This is a genomic window from Streptomyces sp. SID12488, from assembly GCF_010548275.1.
Classification (GTDB): Bacteria; Actinomycetota; Actinomycetes; order Streptomycetales; family Streptomycetaceae; genus Streptomyces.
This window is the reverse complement of the sequence record NZ_JAAGLT010000007.1, coordinates 310,993-325,862: the sequence shown is the minus strand read 5'-3', so window position 1 is coordinate 325,862 and position 14,870 is coordinate 310,993. Positions and strand designations below refer to the sequence as shown.

Here is a 14,870-nt window from a genome sequence, read left to right as displayed (position 1 = left end):
AGCGCTAGGGGTGCTCTACTTCGGATGGCGCTGCATTTCCTTGCGCCGGGACTCGAATTGAGTTTTTCTCGGCGAATCACTCTTCATGAAGCGGGACAAGGCCGTGTACCGGGCGGCCTGAAGAAATGAGAGGCGGGTACGCCCGCCGCGGTCGGAACCGCGGCGGGCGTACCCGCCTTCGTGGGTCTTCGAACTTGACGGAAACAGCCGAGCGGCCAGGCTTCGGGGGAGTGCCTGGCCGCTCGGCGTTTTTCGAGGTCCTGGGGCTCCGGCGGACCTGCCGGGGTGCCCCAGGCCGAGTGGCTGGACTACCGGGGAGTGTCCGGGCCACCCGGGGTTTCCGGGGTCTGACTGCTGTTCCGCGCCGCCAGGGGTGTGTGCCCGGGCGGCTGAGGGACGGGGGAGCACCTCAGCCGCCCGGAGTCGGCGGGTTCGGGCCGGCTCGGATCCAGCCGGCCCGAACCGAACCGGGCCGAACCGGGCCGGGCCTGGGATCAGGCCTTGGCGAGTTCCTTCTCGCCGCCCTGCTCGGGGACGTCCGCGGCGTCGGAGTCCGGGTGGAAGCCGTCGTTCTCGTCGATGAGCGTCTTCTCGTCGAACGGGTGCTGACCGGCGAGGACCTCCGCGACGCGCGTCTTGTCGATCTCGTTGGTCCAGGTGCCGATCAGGACCGTGGCGACCGCGTTGCCCGCGAAGTTCGTCAGGGCGCGGGCCTCGCTCATGAAGCGGTCGATGCCGACGATCAGGCCGAGGCCGTCCACCAGCGCGGGCTTGTGCGAGGAGAGACCGCCGGCCAGGGTCGCGAGACCGGCGCCGGTGACACCCGCCGCGCCCTTCGAGGCGACGAGCAGGAAGAGGAGCAGGGGGATCTGCTCACTGACCGACATCGGCGTACCCATGGCGTCGGCGATGAACAGGGACGCCATGGTCATGTAGATCATGGTGCCGTCGAGGTTGAACGAGTAGCCGGTCGGGACGGTGATGCCGACCACGGGCTTGCTGACGCCCAGGTGCTCCATCTTCGCGATGAGGCGCGGCAGCGCGGACTCGGAGGAGGAGGTCGAGAGGATCAGCAGGAACTCACGGCCCAGGTACTTGAAGAGCGAGAAGACGTTGAGGCCCGTGAAGATCTTCAGCAGCGTACCGAGCACGATGAAGACGAAGAGGAAACAGGTGAGGTAGAAGGACAGCATCAGGATGGCGAGCTGCTTGAGCGCGTCGACGCCGGCGGACCCCGTCACCGCGGCCATGGCACCGAACGCACCGACGGGCGCGGCCCACATGACCATGCCGAGGATACGGAAGACGAGGCGCTGGATGTGCTCGACGCCGCGCAGGATCGGCGCGCCGGTGGAGCCCATGCCCTGGATCGCGAACCCGGCGAGCAGGGCGACCAGCAGCGTCTGGAGGACCTCGGGCACGGTGAACGCGGAGACGAACGTCGCCGGGATGATCCCGAGCAGGAACTCGGTGGTGTCCTTGGCCTCCGCCGACACCTGCGCCTGGCCGGTCTCCTTGACGGCGTCGGTCAGCGCGAGGCCGGTGCCCGGCTCGATGATGTTGCCGACGACCAGGCCGATGCCCAGCGCGACGAACGACATGAGCACGAAGTAGCCGAGCGCGATACCGCCGACCTTGCCGACCTTCGCGGCCTTCCGTACCGAACCGATACCGAGCACGATCGTGCAGAAGATGATCGGCGAGATCATCATCTTGATCAGGTTCACGAAGCCGGTACCGATGGGCTTCAGCTCGACGGCGAAGTCCGGGGCGATCAGGCCCACGGCGATACCGGCGGCCACCGCGGCGATGACCGCGATGTAGAGGTAGTGGGTACGGTCCCGCTTGGCGGCGGGTGCGGCAGGTGCCGTTGAGGATGAGGTGGCCACGGCTGCCCTCCTTGACGTCGTCGTCGGCATCACCGGCGTGCGGCTCACGTCCGGGGGATGGGGAGAAAGTTGTGCTGGGGGTGCGATGGTGCTGGGTTGCGATGGTGCTGCTGGGTCGCGAGCGGCGGCGACCGAAAACAGGCCAAGGCCCGTGAATCGCGTCCCTGCGATGCCGTGACTATCCCTCGGCCTGTGAGGGCGGTCACCCTTCCGTTCATTTAGTTCACGCTTATAAGGAGAGGCAGACTGGCACCATGCGCTTCCCCCGCGTTCCCGGACCCCGCAGCCTGGCCGCCCAGCTGTTCGCGATGCAGGCCGTGCTGATCGCGGTCGTGGTGGCCGGATGTGCGCTGTTCACCTACCTCAGCGACCGCAGCCAGGCCGAGGACGCGGCGGGCCGCCAGGCGATGGCCGTCGCCCGCTCCGTCGCGGACGCCCCCTCGGTGCGCGAGGCGATCCTCACCGCTCCCGAGCCGACCGCGCTGCTCCAGCCGTACTCCCTCCAGGTGCAGCGGCACACGGACGTCGACTTCATCACGATCATGGACCCCGAGGGCATCCGCTGGACCCACCCCGACAAGGACCAGATCGGGCAGCGCTTCCTCGGGCACCGGGAACGCGCGCTGCGCGGCGAGTCGTTCACGGAGGTCTTCTCCGGCACGCTCGGTCCGTCCGTCCGCGCGGTCACGCCGATCCACGCCGGCGGCTCGGACGGCGAGATCATCGGGCTGGTCAGCGCGGGCATCCGGGTCGAGGAGATCACCGCCCGGGTCCAGGACCAGGTCACGGCACTGTTCGGGGTCGCGGCGGGCGCGCTGGCGCTGGGCGCGATCGGCACGTACGTCATCAACGCGCGCCTGCGCCGCCACACGCACGGGATGAACGCGGCCGAGCTGAGCCGCATGCACGACTACCACCAGGCCGCCCTGCACGCCGTACGCGAGGGGCTGCTGATGCTGGACGGGCAGTACAAGGTGGCGCTGATGAACGACGGCGGGCGGGAGCTGCTGGGCGTCCCGGACGAGGGCGCGGGCGCAGGTGAAGTCGTCGGGCGGTCCGTGGCCGAGCTGGGGCTGCCGGCGCCGCTGACGGGTGCGCTGCTGTCCGCCGAGCCGCGCGTCGACGAGGTGCATCTGACCGCCGACCGGGTCCTGGTCGTCAACACCTCCCCGGTGTCGAGCGGTGAGCGCCGGGGAACAGTGGTCACCCTCCGGGACGTGACGGAACTCCAGTCCCTGATGGGCGAGTTGGACTCGGAGCGCGGATTCACGCAGGCGCTGCGCTCACAGGCGCACGAGGCGGCGAACCGGCTCCACACGGTCGTTTCCCTGATCGAGCTGGGGCGGGCGCCGGAGGCCGTGGACTTCGCGACCGCCGAACTGGAACTGGCGCAGGCACTCACCGATCAGGTCGTCGCGGCGGTCAGTGAACCTGTCCTGGCCGCCCTGTTGCTCGGCAAGACGGCGCAGGCGAACGAGCGGGGCGTGGAGCTGGTGGTGTCGGAGGACAGCAGCCTCGACGACGGTCTCCTCCCCGACACGCTCCCCTCCCGCGACCTGGTCACCATCCTGGGCAACCTCATCGACAACGCGGTGGACGCGGCCCAGGGAAGCGTGGAGAGCGGTATGGGGGCGTCCCGGGTGACGGTGACGGCCCTGACGGAGGACTCCCTGCTGGTGCTGCGGGTGTCGGACACGGGCACCGGCGTCGACCCGGCCCACGCGGAGGCGGTCTTCCAGCGGGGCTTCACGACGAAGCCGGCGGGACCGGGCGGTCGGGGTCTCGGCCTGGCGCTCGTACGGCAGGCGGTGGCCCGGCACGAGGGGACACTGACGGTCGCCGAGGCGGCGTGCGGCGGGGCGGAGTTCGAGGTGCGGCTGCCGTTGCCCAAGGTTGCGGCGCCCGTGGCGGTTTTGTCCACGAACGCTTCCGAACGCCATGCTCCCGTCAGGTCCAGCACCGCCAAGTCCATCACTGAGCCCGCCGAGACAGCCGAGCCCGCCTTGCCAGGAGGCGACGTATGACCGACCCGAGAGACACCACGCGCAGGGATACGACGACCGACCCCATCCGCGTTCTCGTCGTGGAGGACGACCCGGTCGCCGCCGACGCGCATGTCATGTACGTCGGCCGGGTGCCCGGGTTCACGGCCGTGGGCAAGGCGCACACGGGCGCGGAGGCGCGGCGCGCGCTGGACCGTACGCCCGTCGACCTGCTCCTGCTCGACTTCCATCTCCCGGACGGACACGGGCTGCAACTGGCCCGCTCGCTGCGGGCGGCCGGCTACCACGCGGACGTGATAGCGGTGACGTCGGCGCGGGACCTCGCGGTGGTCCGGGAGGGGGTCTCGCTGGGGGTCGTGCAGTACGTGCTGAAGCCGTTCACCTTCGCGACCCTCCGGGACCGGCTGGTGCGGTACGCCGAGTACCACGCGTCGGCGGGCGAGGCGAGCGGTCAGGACGAGGTCGACCGCGCGCTGGCCACCCTGCGCGCGCCGGGCCCCGCCGCACTCCCCAAGGGACTGAGCGCCCCCACCCTGGAACGGGTCACGGTGACCCTGCGGGCCAGCGCCGAAGGGCTCACCGCGGCCGGGGTCGCCGAGGAGGTCGGCATCTCGCGCATCACGGCCCGGCGCTACCTGGAACACCTGGTGGACGCGGGCCGCGCGGCGCGGGCCCCGCAGTACGGGCAGGTGGGGCGGCCGGAGTTGCAGTACCGGTGGGTGAAGGGATAGCGGGAGAAGGGGAGTTGGTCGGGTTTCATTTGGCCCTCACCTCATCGGCCGGTCGTAGGCGATGACTTGGGAGCCGAGTCGGGCGAGACGCGGCCCCAACTCGTCCCTCGCATAAGCCCCGATCGCGGAGACCTTCTCGTCGTCGACGAGGCCCGAGGGTGACACCTGTCCCCGGTGGTTCATGCGATTCCGGTGGTTCAGGTGACTCCGGCACGGTTCGTCCTTCCGATGTCTGAACGTCTACCGAGCGTCCGCCGAGCGAATGGTCGCCGGTCGCTGCAGGGTCATTGACCTGACTAGACCACTCCTCTTACGTTCGCCGGGCAGCCATACAGGCTTCAAGCCCGTAGGAGGTCGTGCTCGTGCGCCCCACCGCCGCCCGCCCAACTGCCCCATTCCCCCTGCTCGTTGCCGCCACCCTCACCATCGCCGCCGGTTCGCTCACGGCGTGCGACGGCGGCTCCGGAAGTGATCCGGACACGGTGAAGATCTCTTTCAAACAGTCGACCGACAACTCCATCAAAGTGATGGACACCTACCTCGCGGACATCAAGAAGCAGTTCGAGAAGGCCAACCCGGGCAAGAAGGTCGAGTTGGTCCCGATCAAGGCCCCGGACTCGGAGTACTACACCAAGGTCCAGCAGATGCTCCGCTCCCCCAAGACGGCCCCCGACCTGGTCTACGAGGACACGTTCCTCATCAACTCGGACATCACCAGCGGGTACTTGAAGCCGCTGGACGCCTACCTCGCCAAGTGGCCGGACTGGAATCAGTTCGTCGACACGGCGAAGACGGCGGCCAAGGCCGAGGACGGCAAGACGTACGGCGTCCCGGACGGCACGGACACGCGGGGGCTGTGGTTCGACAAGGGCATCTTCAAGAGGGCCGGGCTTCCGGAGGCCTGGCAGCCGAAGACGTGGGAGGAGGTGTTGTCCGCGGCCCGCACGATCAAGGAGAAGGTCCCGGACGTCACACCTCTGAACGTCTACACGGGCAAGCCGGTGGGTGAAGGGGCCACCATGCAGGGCTTCGAGATGCTCCTGTACGGGACACAGGGCGCGGGAACTTCGGACCCCCTGTACGACGGCTCGTCGAAGAAGTGGATCGCGGGGAGTCAGGCCTTCAAGGACGCCCTGACATTCGTCGAAACGGTGTACAAGGAGAAGCTGGGCCCGGACGTCGAGGACGCCCTCGACCCCAACATCGGCACCCGGGTACGCGGCGAACTGCTCCCCGAGGGCAAGCTCGGCATCAACCTCGACGGCTCCTGGCTCCCCCAGGACTGGCTGCCGGGCAGCGGTCACGAATGGCCCGAGTGGTCGACGAAGTTGGGCCTGGCGGCGATGCCGACCCAGACCGGCCAGGCGCCGGGCAAGGTGAGCATGTCGGGCGGCTGGACATGGGCGATCCCGTCGAAGGCGGGCAACCCCGACCTGGCCTTCGAGTTCATCAAGACGATGCAGACGAAGGCGAACGCCCAGAAGTGGTACATCGCCAACTCGGGCATCGCGGTCCGGGAAGACGTGGCGGCAGACCCGGCATACGTGGACGCCCAGCCCGGCATCAAGTTCTTCACGGACCTGGTCGCGAGTACGCACTACCGGCCCGCGTATCCGGCGTACCCGAAGGTCTCGACGGCCATCCAGGAGGCGATGGAGGGCGTGACGACGGGCGATGCGTCGGTGGAGGAGGCGGCGAGCGCGTACGACGAGGCGCTGAAGTCGGCGACGGACAACCAGGTCGTAGAGAAGCGGTGAGTACAAGTGCGGGTACAGGTGCGGATACGGGTGTGGGTGTATCCAGGCGTTCCTCCCTGCCCCGAGTGCTGACGCGGGCGCTTCCGGTCACACCGGCGGTGATCCTGCTTCTCCTCTTCCTCGCCGGGCCGATCGTGTACTGCGCCTACATCGCCTTCACCGACCTCCAGTTGACGGGCCAGGCCGAGTCGTCGTTCATCGGCTTCGAGAACTTCCGTACGGCCTTCAAGGACGAGGCGTTCCTGAACGCCGTATGGCTGACGCTGGTGTTCACGGTCCTGTCGTCCCTCATCGGCCAGAACACGCTGGGCCTGGCGCTGGCGTCGCTGATGCAGCGCGCGTCGAAGCCGGTGCGGACGGTCGTGGGCGGGATCGTGATCACGGCGTGGGTACTGCCGGAGGTGGTGGCGGGGTTCCTGCTGTACGCCTTCTTTCGGCGCGAGGGCACCCTCAACGCCATCCTGGACTGGCTCCATCTCCCGTCCCAGAACTGGCTGTTCACGTTGCCGATCCTGGCGGTGTCGTTCGCGAACGTGTGGCGGGGTACGGCGTTCTCGATGCTGGTGTACTCGGCGGCGCTGAACGAGATCCCGAAGGAGATCACGGAGGCGGCGGAGGTGGACGGCGCGGGGGGCTGGCGGCGGATGTGGCACATCACGCTGCCGATGATCCGCCGCTCGATCGGCACGAACCTGATGCTGAACACGCTGCAGACGCTGTCGGTGTTCGGGCTGATCTGGGTGATGACGAGGGGCGGCCCGGGGAACAGGAGCCAGACGCTCCCTTTGTTCATGTACGAACAGGCCTTCCAGAAAAGCATGATCGGGTACGGGACGGCGGTGGCTCTGCTGTTGCTGGTCGTCGGCTCGCTCTTCTCCGTGGTGTACATGCGGCTGCTGCGTACGGAGGTGTGAGACGCCGTGGTCACAAGGGCGACGATGAATTCCCGGCGCACGAACCGCCGGTTGGCGGCCGATGCGGGGTTGTTGGTGGTCGCGGCGGCATTCGTTCTCCCGCTCGCGTGGGTCGTCCTGTCGGCTCTGGATCCGCGGGCCGATCTGCGGGTGCGGGTTCCGGACGGTTTGACGCTGGGGAACTTCGATGCGGTGCTGACGGATGACGTCACGTTTACGCCGCTGCTCAACAGTCTGATGCTGTGCGGGGGTGGGACGCTGCTGACGGTGGTGTGTGCGGCGCTGGCCGCGTATCCGCTGTCGCGGTTTCGGTCGCGGTTCAACAGGCCGTTTCTACTGACGGTTCTGTTCGCCACCTGCCTGCCGATCACCGCGATCATGGTGCCGGTTTACGCGCTTTTCGTGCGGGTGAACCTTATCGACACCATGCAGGGCACGATCTTCTTTTTCGCGGCTTCGCAGCTTCCGTTCGCTATTTGGCTGATGAAGAACTTCATGGACGGCGTACCGAAGGAGCTGGAGGAGGCTGCCTGGACGGACGGGGCTTCGTCGCTTCAGTCGTTGACGCGGATTGTGCTGCCACTGATGGGGCCGGGGGTGGCTGTGGTGACGGTGTTCTCGTTCGTGATGATGTGGGGGAACTTCTTCGTGCCGTTCATGTTGCTGCTTACGCCGGATCAGATGCCGGCGAGCGTGAGCATCAATGACTTCTTCGGGAATCGGGGGACGGTTGTTTATGGGCAGTTGGCCGCGTTTTCGGTTATTTATTCGACGCCGGTGATTTTGTTGTATGTGCTGGTGGCGCGGCGGGTGGGTGGGGGCTTCGCTTTGGGCGGGGCTGTCAAGGGATGACTTCCGCATGGGCACCGACACCCGGGAAACCCTCCGCACCCTCATCCACGACATCGAAGCCGGCAAAGCGGGCCACCTCCCGCAGCCCCTGGCCCCCGCCGGCCCCGCCGCCCAAAAAACTGCTCACACCTCAGGCAGCACCCCAGGCCGGAACGGCTCGACCCCCACGACCCGCCGCACCCGCGTCACCTCGATGAGCAGCATCACGCGCCGCTCCCCCGGCAGCAGCCACGGATACCGGTCCTGGTCGATGTACTTCTTGGTGAGCCGGTCCATGGAACGTTCCGCCTCCTCGCCCTCCACGAACCGCACCACGCGCCCCCGGATCTCCGCACGGTCGTACGGGTTCTCGGGGTCGTGGTGGGAGAGCGAGACATGGGGATTGAGGCGGAGGTTCTCCTCCTTCACACGGCCGATGGCCGTGTTGACCATGACATGGTCGCCCTCGATGTCGACCCACATCGGCGACACCTGTGGCACGCCGTCCGCACCGACCGTCGCGAGGTGCCAGAAGTTCGGGGCGAGCAGCCGCTCCCGTATGTGCCCCTCGATCTTCTCCGTCTTGCCACTCACAGGACCACCACTTCCCGACGCCACCCGGCGCCCTCCAAAACCCGCCAAGCCACCCACCCTGGCAACCCGGCCTCAGCCTGACCGCAACCCGCGGCCTCCGGTCACGGTACGCGCCCCAGCCCCCCAACAAGCCCAACATGCCCTGCTGAACGCGCACTTGACGGCCGAACTCCCATCGGAGACAAAGGGAGGACAGCCTCCACGGCAGCTACGGCAGTCACGGCAAACGCGGCAGCCCAGCGGCAATCCAGCGGCGCCCCATCAACAGACCGCACAATTCACGCCGCCCCTACTCGCCAGTCACCCGCCCCACGCCACCCCACCGAACCCCCCACCACACCGCACCCACCTTCGACACTCGCCCACAGAGCCGAGACCCCAACAACCTCAAGCCCTCGAACGCCCACGGGCGAACGCCCGCGCATATGCCCAACCACCTTGCCGTTCGCACGGTCGGACAGCCGCGAACCCCGTCCGCGCCGCCCTCGTCCGCCCCCACCCCACGAGCTCCGGCGGGCACCGGGCAACCGCGAATCGACCCCCGAACCCGTAGCTTCCTACAATCCGTGATTGTGGCCGAACAGAACGTAGTCACCGCCGCCCCGCGCCCCTAGCTTGTGGCGCGTGCGCCGACCCCCAGTTCCGCCTCCACCGCCCACGCCGCCGACCCCGCCCTTCGACGCCCACGCGGCCCGCAGACTCCGTGTGGCCCTCGGAATGGGCCCTGAGCACGTCGCCTACGGGATGCGGGTCTCGTACGGGCTGCCGTACATCACGCCCGACCACGTGGTCGCCTGGGAACGCAACATCATGGCCCCGGGCAGAAGCGAACTCACCGCTCTCGCCGGCGTGTTGTGGTGTTCGCCCTGCGAACTCATCGGCCGTCCCGGCACCTTGCGCGAGCACCGCGCCGCGCGTGGCCTCAGCGCGGAGGACGTGGCGCGGGCCGTAGGGCTCGAACTGCTCGTCTACGTACGGATGGAGGAGAGCGGCGAGTGGCGCGGCACCGAGCGGCAGTCCGCGATTCTCGCCGAGGTGCTCGAACTCTCGCTCGCGGACTTCATGTCCCTGACCGGCCTCGACGGCAAGCTCGCCGGATTGCTGCGCAGCGCGGTCACGACGCGCTGGCAGGCGTACGTCCGGCCCGTCAACAAGATGGTGCCGCTGAACCGGCGCCTCCTGGAGGGCACGCTCCAGGAGCTGCACCGCTACTACCAGGGGCAGTTGGCCGCCACCCTGACCTGGTCGGACGGCTCCGCGGCGAGCGAGGCGAGCCACATCGGACGCGAATTCCTCGACCGGATCGTGGAGCACTTCTGGGCGAGGGTCGACACCAGCATCCCCAACAGCCCGAACCGCCGCTGACCGCCCTTACCTCCTGGACAGCCTTGGCCGCCTTGACCTAGAACACGGACTCCGCCTCGTCCATCCGGTCCTTCGGGACCGTCTTCAACTCCATGACCGCCTCCGCCAGCGGCACCATCACCACGTCCGTCCCGCGCAGGGCTGTCATCCGCCCGAACTGGCCCTGGTGCGCGGCCTCCACCGCGTGCCAGCCGAACCGGGTCGCGAGAACGCGGTCGTACGCGGTGGGCGTGCCGCCGCGCTGGATGTGGCCGAGGATGACCGGCTTGGCCTCCTTGCCGAGCCGGCGTTCCAGCTCGTACGCGAGTGCCGTGCCGATGCCCTGGAAGCGCTCGTGGCCGAACTGGTCGATCGCGCCGTGGCCGTAGTCCATGCTGCCCTCGGCGGGGTGCGCGCCCTCGGCGACGCAGATGACGGCGAACTTCTTGCCGCGCGCGAACCGCTCCTCGACCATCTTCACGAGGTGGGCGGGGTCGAAGGGGCGCTCGGGGAGGCAGATGCCGTGCGCGCCGGCGGCCATGCCGGACTCCAGGGCGATCCAGCCCGCGTGCCGGCCCATGACCTCGACGACCATCACGCGCTGATGCGACTCGGCGGTGGTCTTCAGGCGGTCCATCGCCTCCGTCGCGACGCCCACCGCCGTGTCGAAGCCGAACGTGCGGTCGGTCGACGAGATGTCGTTGTCGATCGTCTTCGGGACGCCGACCACCGGCAGGCGCGCGTCGCTCAGCATCCGGGCCGCCGTCAGCGTGCCCTCGCCGCCGATCGGGATCAGTACGTCGATACCGAACTCGCGCGCCATGTCCTGCGCGTTCTCGCAGGCCTCGCGCAGCCGGTCGCGCGGGAGCCGGGAGGAGCCGAGGATGGTGCCGCCGCGGGCGAGGATGCCGCTGACATCGTCGAGGTCGAGGCTGCGGTAGCGGCCGTCGAGCAGCCCCGCGTAACCGTCCTCGAAGCCGATGACCTCGTCGTCGTACTGGGTGACCGCTCGGTGCACGACCGACCGGATCACTGCGTTCAGGCCCGGACAGTCGCCGCCTGCGGTGAGAACTCCGATGCGCATCGTGCTCTGTCTCCTGCTCGCTGTGATCGGTCCGACTCGGTCTGATCGCTCTGGTTGCCTGTGATGCCGGTGAGTCGCTCCAATTGTTTCACGCCCTGGCCGGGCCCTCGATCCTGGCGGGTGCCGTAGCCATCGCCGCGGGTACTGTCAAGAGGGTTCCGCTCACCTCGGTGAGCCATATTCGCGAGCGAGGAAACGGAGAGCACGCGTGACGACCCGCAGCGTGTACGTGACCGGGATCGACCGGGGCGACGGCCGCCAGGTCGTCGAGCTGGGGGTCATGGAACTCCTGACCCGGCAGGTCGACCGCGTGGGCGTCTTCCGCCCCCTGGTGCATGACAACCCGGACCGGCTCTTCGAGCTGCTGCGCGCCCGCTACCGCCTCTCGCAGGACCCGGCGACCGTGTACGGCATGGACTACCCGGAGGCGTCCGCGCTCCAGGCCGAGCAGGGCACCGACGAGCTTGTCTCGACCCTCGTCGACCGCTTCCTGCGTGTCGCCCGCGAGTACGACGTCGTCCTCGTCCTCGGCACCGACTTCGCCGACACACAGTTCCCGGACGAGCTGGCCCTCAACGCCCGCCTCGCGAACGAGTTCGGCGCGTCCGTCGTCGCGGTGGTCGGCGGACGCGACCAGACCGCCGAGTCGGTGCTCGCCGAGACGCGCAACGCGTACCGCGCGTACGAGGCGCTGGGCTGCGACGTCCTCGCCATGATCGCCAACCGTGTCGCCCGCGAGGACCGCGCAGGCATCGCCGCGGGCCTCGACTCCCGCCTCCCCGTGCCCTGTTACGTCCTCCCCGACGAGCCCGCCCTCTCCGCTCCGACGGTCGCCCAGATCACCCAGACGCTCGGCGGCACGGTGCTCCTCGGCGACGACTCGGGGCTCGCCCGTGACGCGCTCGGCTTCGTCTTCGGCGGCGCGATGCTGCCCAACTTCCTGACCGCGCTGACCCCCGGCTGCCTGGTCGTCACTCCCGGCGACCGCGCCGACCTGGTCGTCGGTGCCCTGGCCGCGCACAGCGCCGGTACGCCGCCCATCGCGGGGGTCCTGCTGACCCTGAACGAGCGCCCGAGCAACGAGGTCCTCACCCTCGCCGCCCGTCTCGCCCCCGGCACCCCGGTCGTCTCGGTCGCCGACACCAGCTTCCCCGTCGCCGCCCAACTCTTCTCCCTGGAGGGGAAGTTGAACGCGGCCACCCCGCGCAAGGCGGAGACGGCCCTCGGCCTCTTCGAACGCCACGTGGACACCACCGAGTTGCTGAAGCGGGTCTCCGCACCCAGCAGCGACCGTGTCACGCCGATGATGTTCGAGCACAAGCTCCTCGAACGCGCCCGCGCCGACAAGCGCCGGGTCGTCCTCCCCGAGGGCACCGAGGAACGCGTCCTGCACGCCGCCGAGGTACTGCTGCGCCGGGGCGTGTGCGACCTGACACTGCTCGGCCCGGTCGACGCCATCCGCAAGAAGGCCGCCGACCTGGGCATCGACCTCGGCGGCACCCAGCTGATCGACCCGCAGACCTCCGAACTGCGGGACACGTTCGCCGAGAAGTACGCCAAGTTCCGCGCCCACAAGGGCGTCACGGTGGAACTCGCCCACGACGTCGTCTCGGACGTCAACTACTTCGGCACCCTGATGGTCCAGGAGGGCCTGGCGGACGGCATGGTGTCGGGCTCGGTCCACTCGACTGCCGCGACGATCCGCCCCGCCTTCGAGATCATCAAGACCAAGCCGGACGCCGCGATCGTGTCGTCCGTCTTCTTCATGTGCCTGGCCGACAAGGTCCTCGTCTACGGCGACTGCGCGGTCAACCCCGACCCGAACGCCGAGCAGTTGGCCGACATCGCCATCCAGTCGGCGGCCACCGCCGAGCAGTTCGGCGTGGCGCCGAGGATCGCGATGCTGTCGTACTCGACGGGCACGTCGGGGTCGGGCGCCGACGTCGACAAGGTGCGGGAGGCCACGGAACTGGTGCGCTCGCGGCGCCCTGATCTCCGTATCGAAGGCCCGATCCAGTACGACGCGGCCGTCGAACCGACCGTGGCCGCCACCAAGCTCCCGGGCTCCGAAGTCGCGGGGCAGGCAAGCGTGTTGATCTTCCCGGACCTCAACACCGGCAACAACACCTACAAGGCCGTGCAGCGTTCGGCCGGCGCGATCGCCGTCGGCCCGGTCCTCCAGGGCCTGCGCAAGCCGGTCAACGACCTGTCCAGAGGCGCCCTGGTCCCGGACATCGTCACCACGGTCGCCATCACGGCGATCCAGGCCCAGACAGCCGCCGCCGACGCCACCGCCGGCTCCACCCCTACCGAAAAGGCAGCCGCGCAGTGACCGCGACCCGCGTCCTCGTCCTCAACTCCGGCTCCTCGTCGGTGAAGTACCAGCTGCTCGACATGCACGACAGCAGCCGGCTCGCCCTGGGCCTGGTGGAACGCATCGGCGAGGAGACGTCCCGCCTGAAGCACACCCCGCTGGCGACCGGCGGCGAGTCCCGAGAGCGGACGGGCCCGATCGCCGACCACGAGGCCGCCCTGAAGGCCGTTGCGGAGGAGCTCGGGAAAGACGGACTGGGCCTGGATTCCCCGGAGTTGGCGGCCATAGGGCACCGGGTCGTGCACGGCGGCCTGTCCTTCACCGAGCCGACGGTCATCGACGACACGGTCCTCGCGGAGATCGAGCGCCTGATCCCGGTGGCCCCGCTGCACAACCCGGCGAACCTCACCGGCATCCGTACGGCCCAGAGCCTGCGCCCCGACCTCCCCCAGGTCGCGGTCTTCGACACGGCCTTCCACACCACGATGCCGGAGTCGGCGGCCCGCTACGCGATCGACGTGAAGACGGCCGACGAGCACCGCATCAGGCGATACGGGTTCCACGGCACGTCCCACGCGTACGTGTCACGGGAGACGGCGCGACTCCTGGGCCGGGCGCCCGAGGACGTGAACGTGATCGTGCTGCACCTGGGCAACGGTGCGTCCGCGTCGGCCGTGCGGGGCGGCAGGTGCGTGGACACCTCGATGGGGCTGACGCCGCTGGAGGGACTGGTCATGGGAACCCGGTCCGGTGACCTGGACCCGGCCGTCATCTTCCATTTGATGCGTGTTGGCGGAATGTCCACGGACGAGATCGACACTCTTCTCAACAAGAAGAGCGGCCTGCTCGGTCTGTGCGGAGACAACGACATGCGGGAAATCCGCCGCCGTATCGACGAGGGCGGCGCGGACGCCCCGGCGGCCCGGCTGGCCTTCGACATCTACATCCACCGTCTGAAGAAGTACATCGGCGCCTATTACGCGGTACTGGGCCGGGTGGACGCCATCGCGTTCACGGCCGGGGTCGGCGAGAACGCGGCGCCGGTGCGCGAGGCGGCGGTGGCGGACCTGGAGGGCCTCGGCGTGGCCGTGGACGGCGCCCTGAACGCCGTACGGAGCCAGGAGGCCCGCCTGATCTCCCCCACCGGCTCCCGGGTCGCGGTGGCGGTCGTCCCGACGGACGAGGAGCTGGAGATCGCGACACAGACGTACGCACTGGTGGGACCGGCGGGATCAGCGGGATCAGCGGGAACGGACAACTGAAGACACTTAACGGATATTGGACGAACATTGGGAAACATTGGGCAGACATTGCCGGAAGAGCCTCACCTGAGCGCTATCCCGCCCCTTTGTGTCCAGTAGGTGCTTCTACGTCGTCCACCAGGCGGAATATTCCGAAGCGAAACAAAC

At 68.7% G+C, this 14,870-nt stretch carries 12 protein-coding genes; 8 read left to right on the top strand and 4 right to left on the bottom strand.

Annotated features, from left to right (window positions below):
* Positions 1–494: 494 nt before the first annotated feature.
* A complete protein-coding gene (locus G3I56_RS14855) occupies positions 495–1,889 on the bottom strand; it encodes a cation:dicarboxylase symporter family transporter (protein ID WP_164409425.1) in 1,395 nt (464 codons plus the stop codon).
* 254 nt (positions 1,890–2,143) lie between these two features.
* Between G3I56_RS14855 and G3I56_RS14850 the strand changes: the two genes are divergently transcribed.
* Positions 2,144–3,913, top strand: coding sequence for a sensor histidine kinase (locus G3I56_RS14850; RefSeq protein WP_164409424.1), 1,770 nt, complete (start codon positions 2,144–2,146; stop codon positions 3,911–3,913).
* Positions 3,910–4,623, top strand: coding sequence for a response regulator (locus tag G3I56_RS14845; RefSeq protein WP_164409423.1), 714 nt, complete (start codon positions 3,910–3,912; stop codon positions 4,621–4,623). Before G3I56_RS14850 ends, G3I56_RS14845 begins: the two co-directional genes overlap by 4 nt.
* A gap of 36 nt (positions 4,624–4,659) precedes the next feature.
* Here the strand turns inward: G3I56_RS14845 and G3I56_RS14840 are convergent, their stop codons facing one another.
* On the bottom strand, positions 4,660–4,806 hold the full coding sequence (locus G3I56_RS14840; RefSeq protein ID WP_164409179.1) for a hypothetical protein: 147 nt from the start codon (positions 4,804–4,806) through the stop codon (positions 4,660–4,662).
* A 218-nt stretch (positions 4,807–5,024) separates the two neighbouring features.
* On the opposite strand from G3I56_RS14840, the gene G3I56_RS14835 reads away from it, so the two are divergent.
* From G3I56_RS14835 to G3I56_RS14825, 3 genes are read left to right on the top strand one after another with little or no spacing between them, the layout of a single operon-like run.
* A complete protein-coding gene (locus G3I56_RS14835; protein ID WP_164409456.1) occupies positions 5,025–6,380 on the top strand; it encodes an extracellular solute-binding protein in 1,356 nt (451 codons plus the stop codon).
* 32 nt (positions 6,381–6,412) lie between these two features.
* Complete coding sequence (locus G3I56_RS14830) at positions 6,413–7,294, top strand: sugar ABC transporter permease (protein ID WP_164409422.1); 882 nt, start codon at positions 6,413–6,415, stop codon at positions 7,292–7,294.
* A 24-nt stretch (positions 7,295–7,318) separates the two neighbouring features.
* Positions 7,319–8,146: a carbohydrate ABC transporter permease gene (locus G3I56_RS14825; protein WP_164409455.1), complete on the top strand. Its 828-nt coding sequence runs from the start codon at positions 7,319–7,321 to the stop codon at positions 8,144–8,146.
* Positions 8,147–8,269: 123 nt separating this feature from the next.
* Here G3I56_RS14825 and G3I56_RS14820 read toward each other — a convergent pair whose 3' ends face one another.
* Positions 8,270–8,719, bottom strand: a complete 450-nt coding sequence (locus G3I56_RS14820) for a PPOX class F420-dependent oxidoreductase (protein ID WP_164409421.1) — start codon at positions 8,717–8,719, stop codon at positions 8,270–8,272.
* A gap of 624 nt (positions 8,720–9,343) precedes the next feature.
* Here G3I56_RS14820 and G3I56_RS14815 point away from each other — a divergent pair.
* Complete coding sequence (locus G3I56_RS14815; RefSeq protein ID WP_164409420.1) at positions 9,344–10,084, top strand: helix-turn-helix transcriptional regulator; 741 nt, start codon at positions 9,344–9,346, stop codon at positions 10,082–10,084.
* Between the two features lie 37 nt (positions 10,085–10,121).
* On the opposite strand, the gene G3I56_RS14810 is transcribed toward G3I56_RS14815, so the two are convergent.
* On the bottom strand, positions 10,122–11,147 hold the full coding sequence (locus tag G3I56_RS14810; protein ID WP_164409419.1) for an ATP-dependent 6-phosphofructokinase: 1,026 nt from the start codon (positions 11,145–11,147) through the stop codon (positions 10,122–10,124).
* Positions 11,148–11,355: 208 nt separating this feature from the next.
* Between G3I56_RS14810 and pta the strand changes: the two genes are divergently transcribed.
* Both pta and G3I56_RS14800 read left to right on the top strand, forming a co-directional pair.
* Entirely contained in the window at positions 11,356–13,479 is a 2,124-nt protein-coding gene (pta, locus tag G3I56_RS14805) for a phosphate acetyltransferase (protein ID WP_164409418.1), read from the top strand.
* Positions 13,476–14,723, top strand: a complete 1,248-nt coding sequence (locus G3I56_RS14800; protein WP_164409417.1) for an acetate kinase — start codon at positions 13,476–13,478, stop codon at positions 14,721–14,723. Before pta ends, G3I56_RS14800 begins: the two co-directional genes overlap by 4 nt.
* Positions 14,724–14,870: the final 147 nt, after the last annotated feature.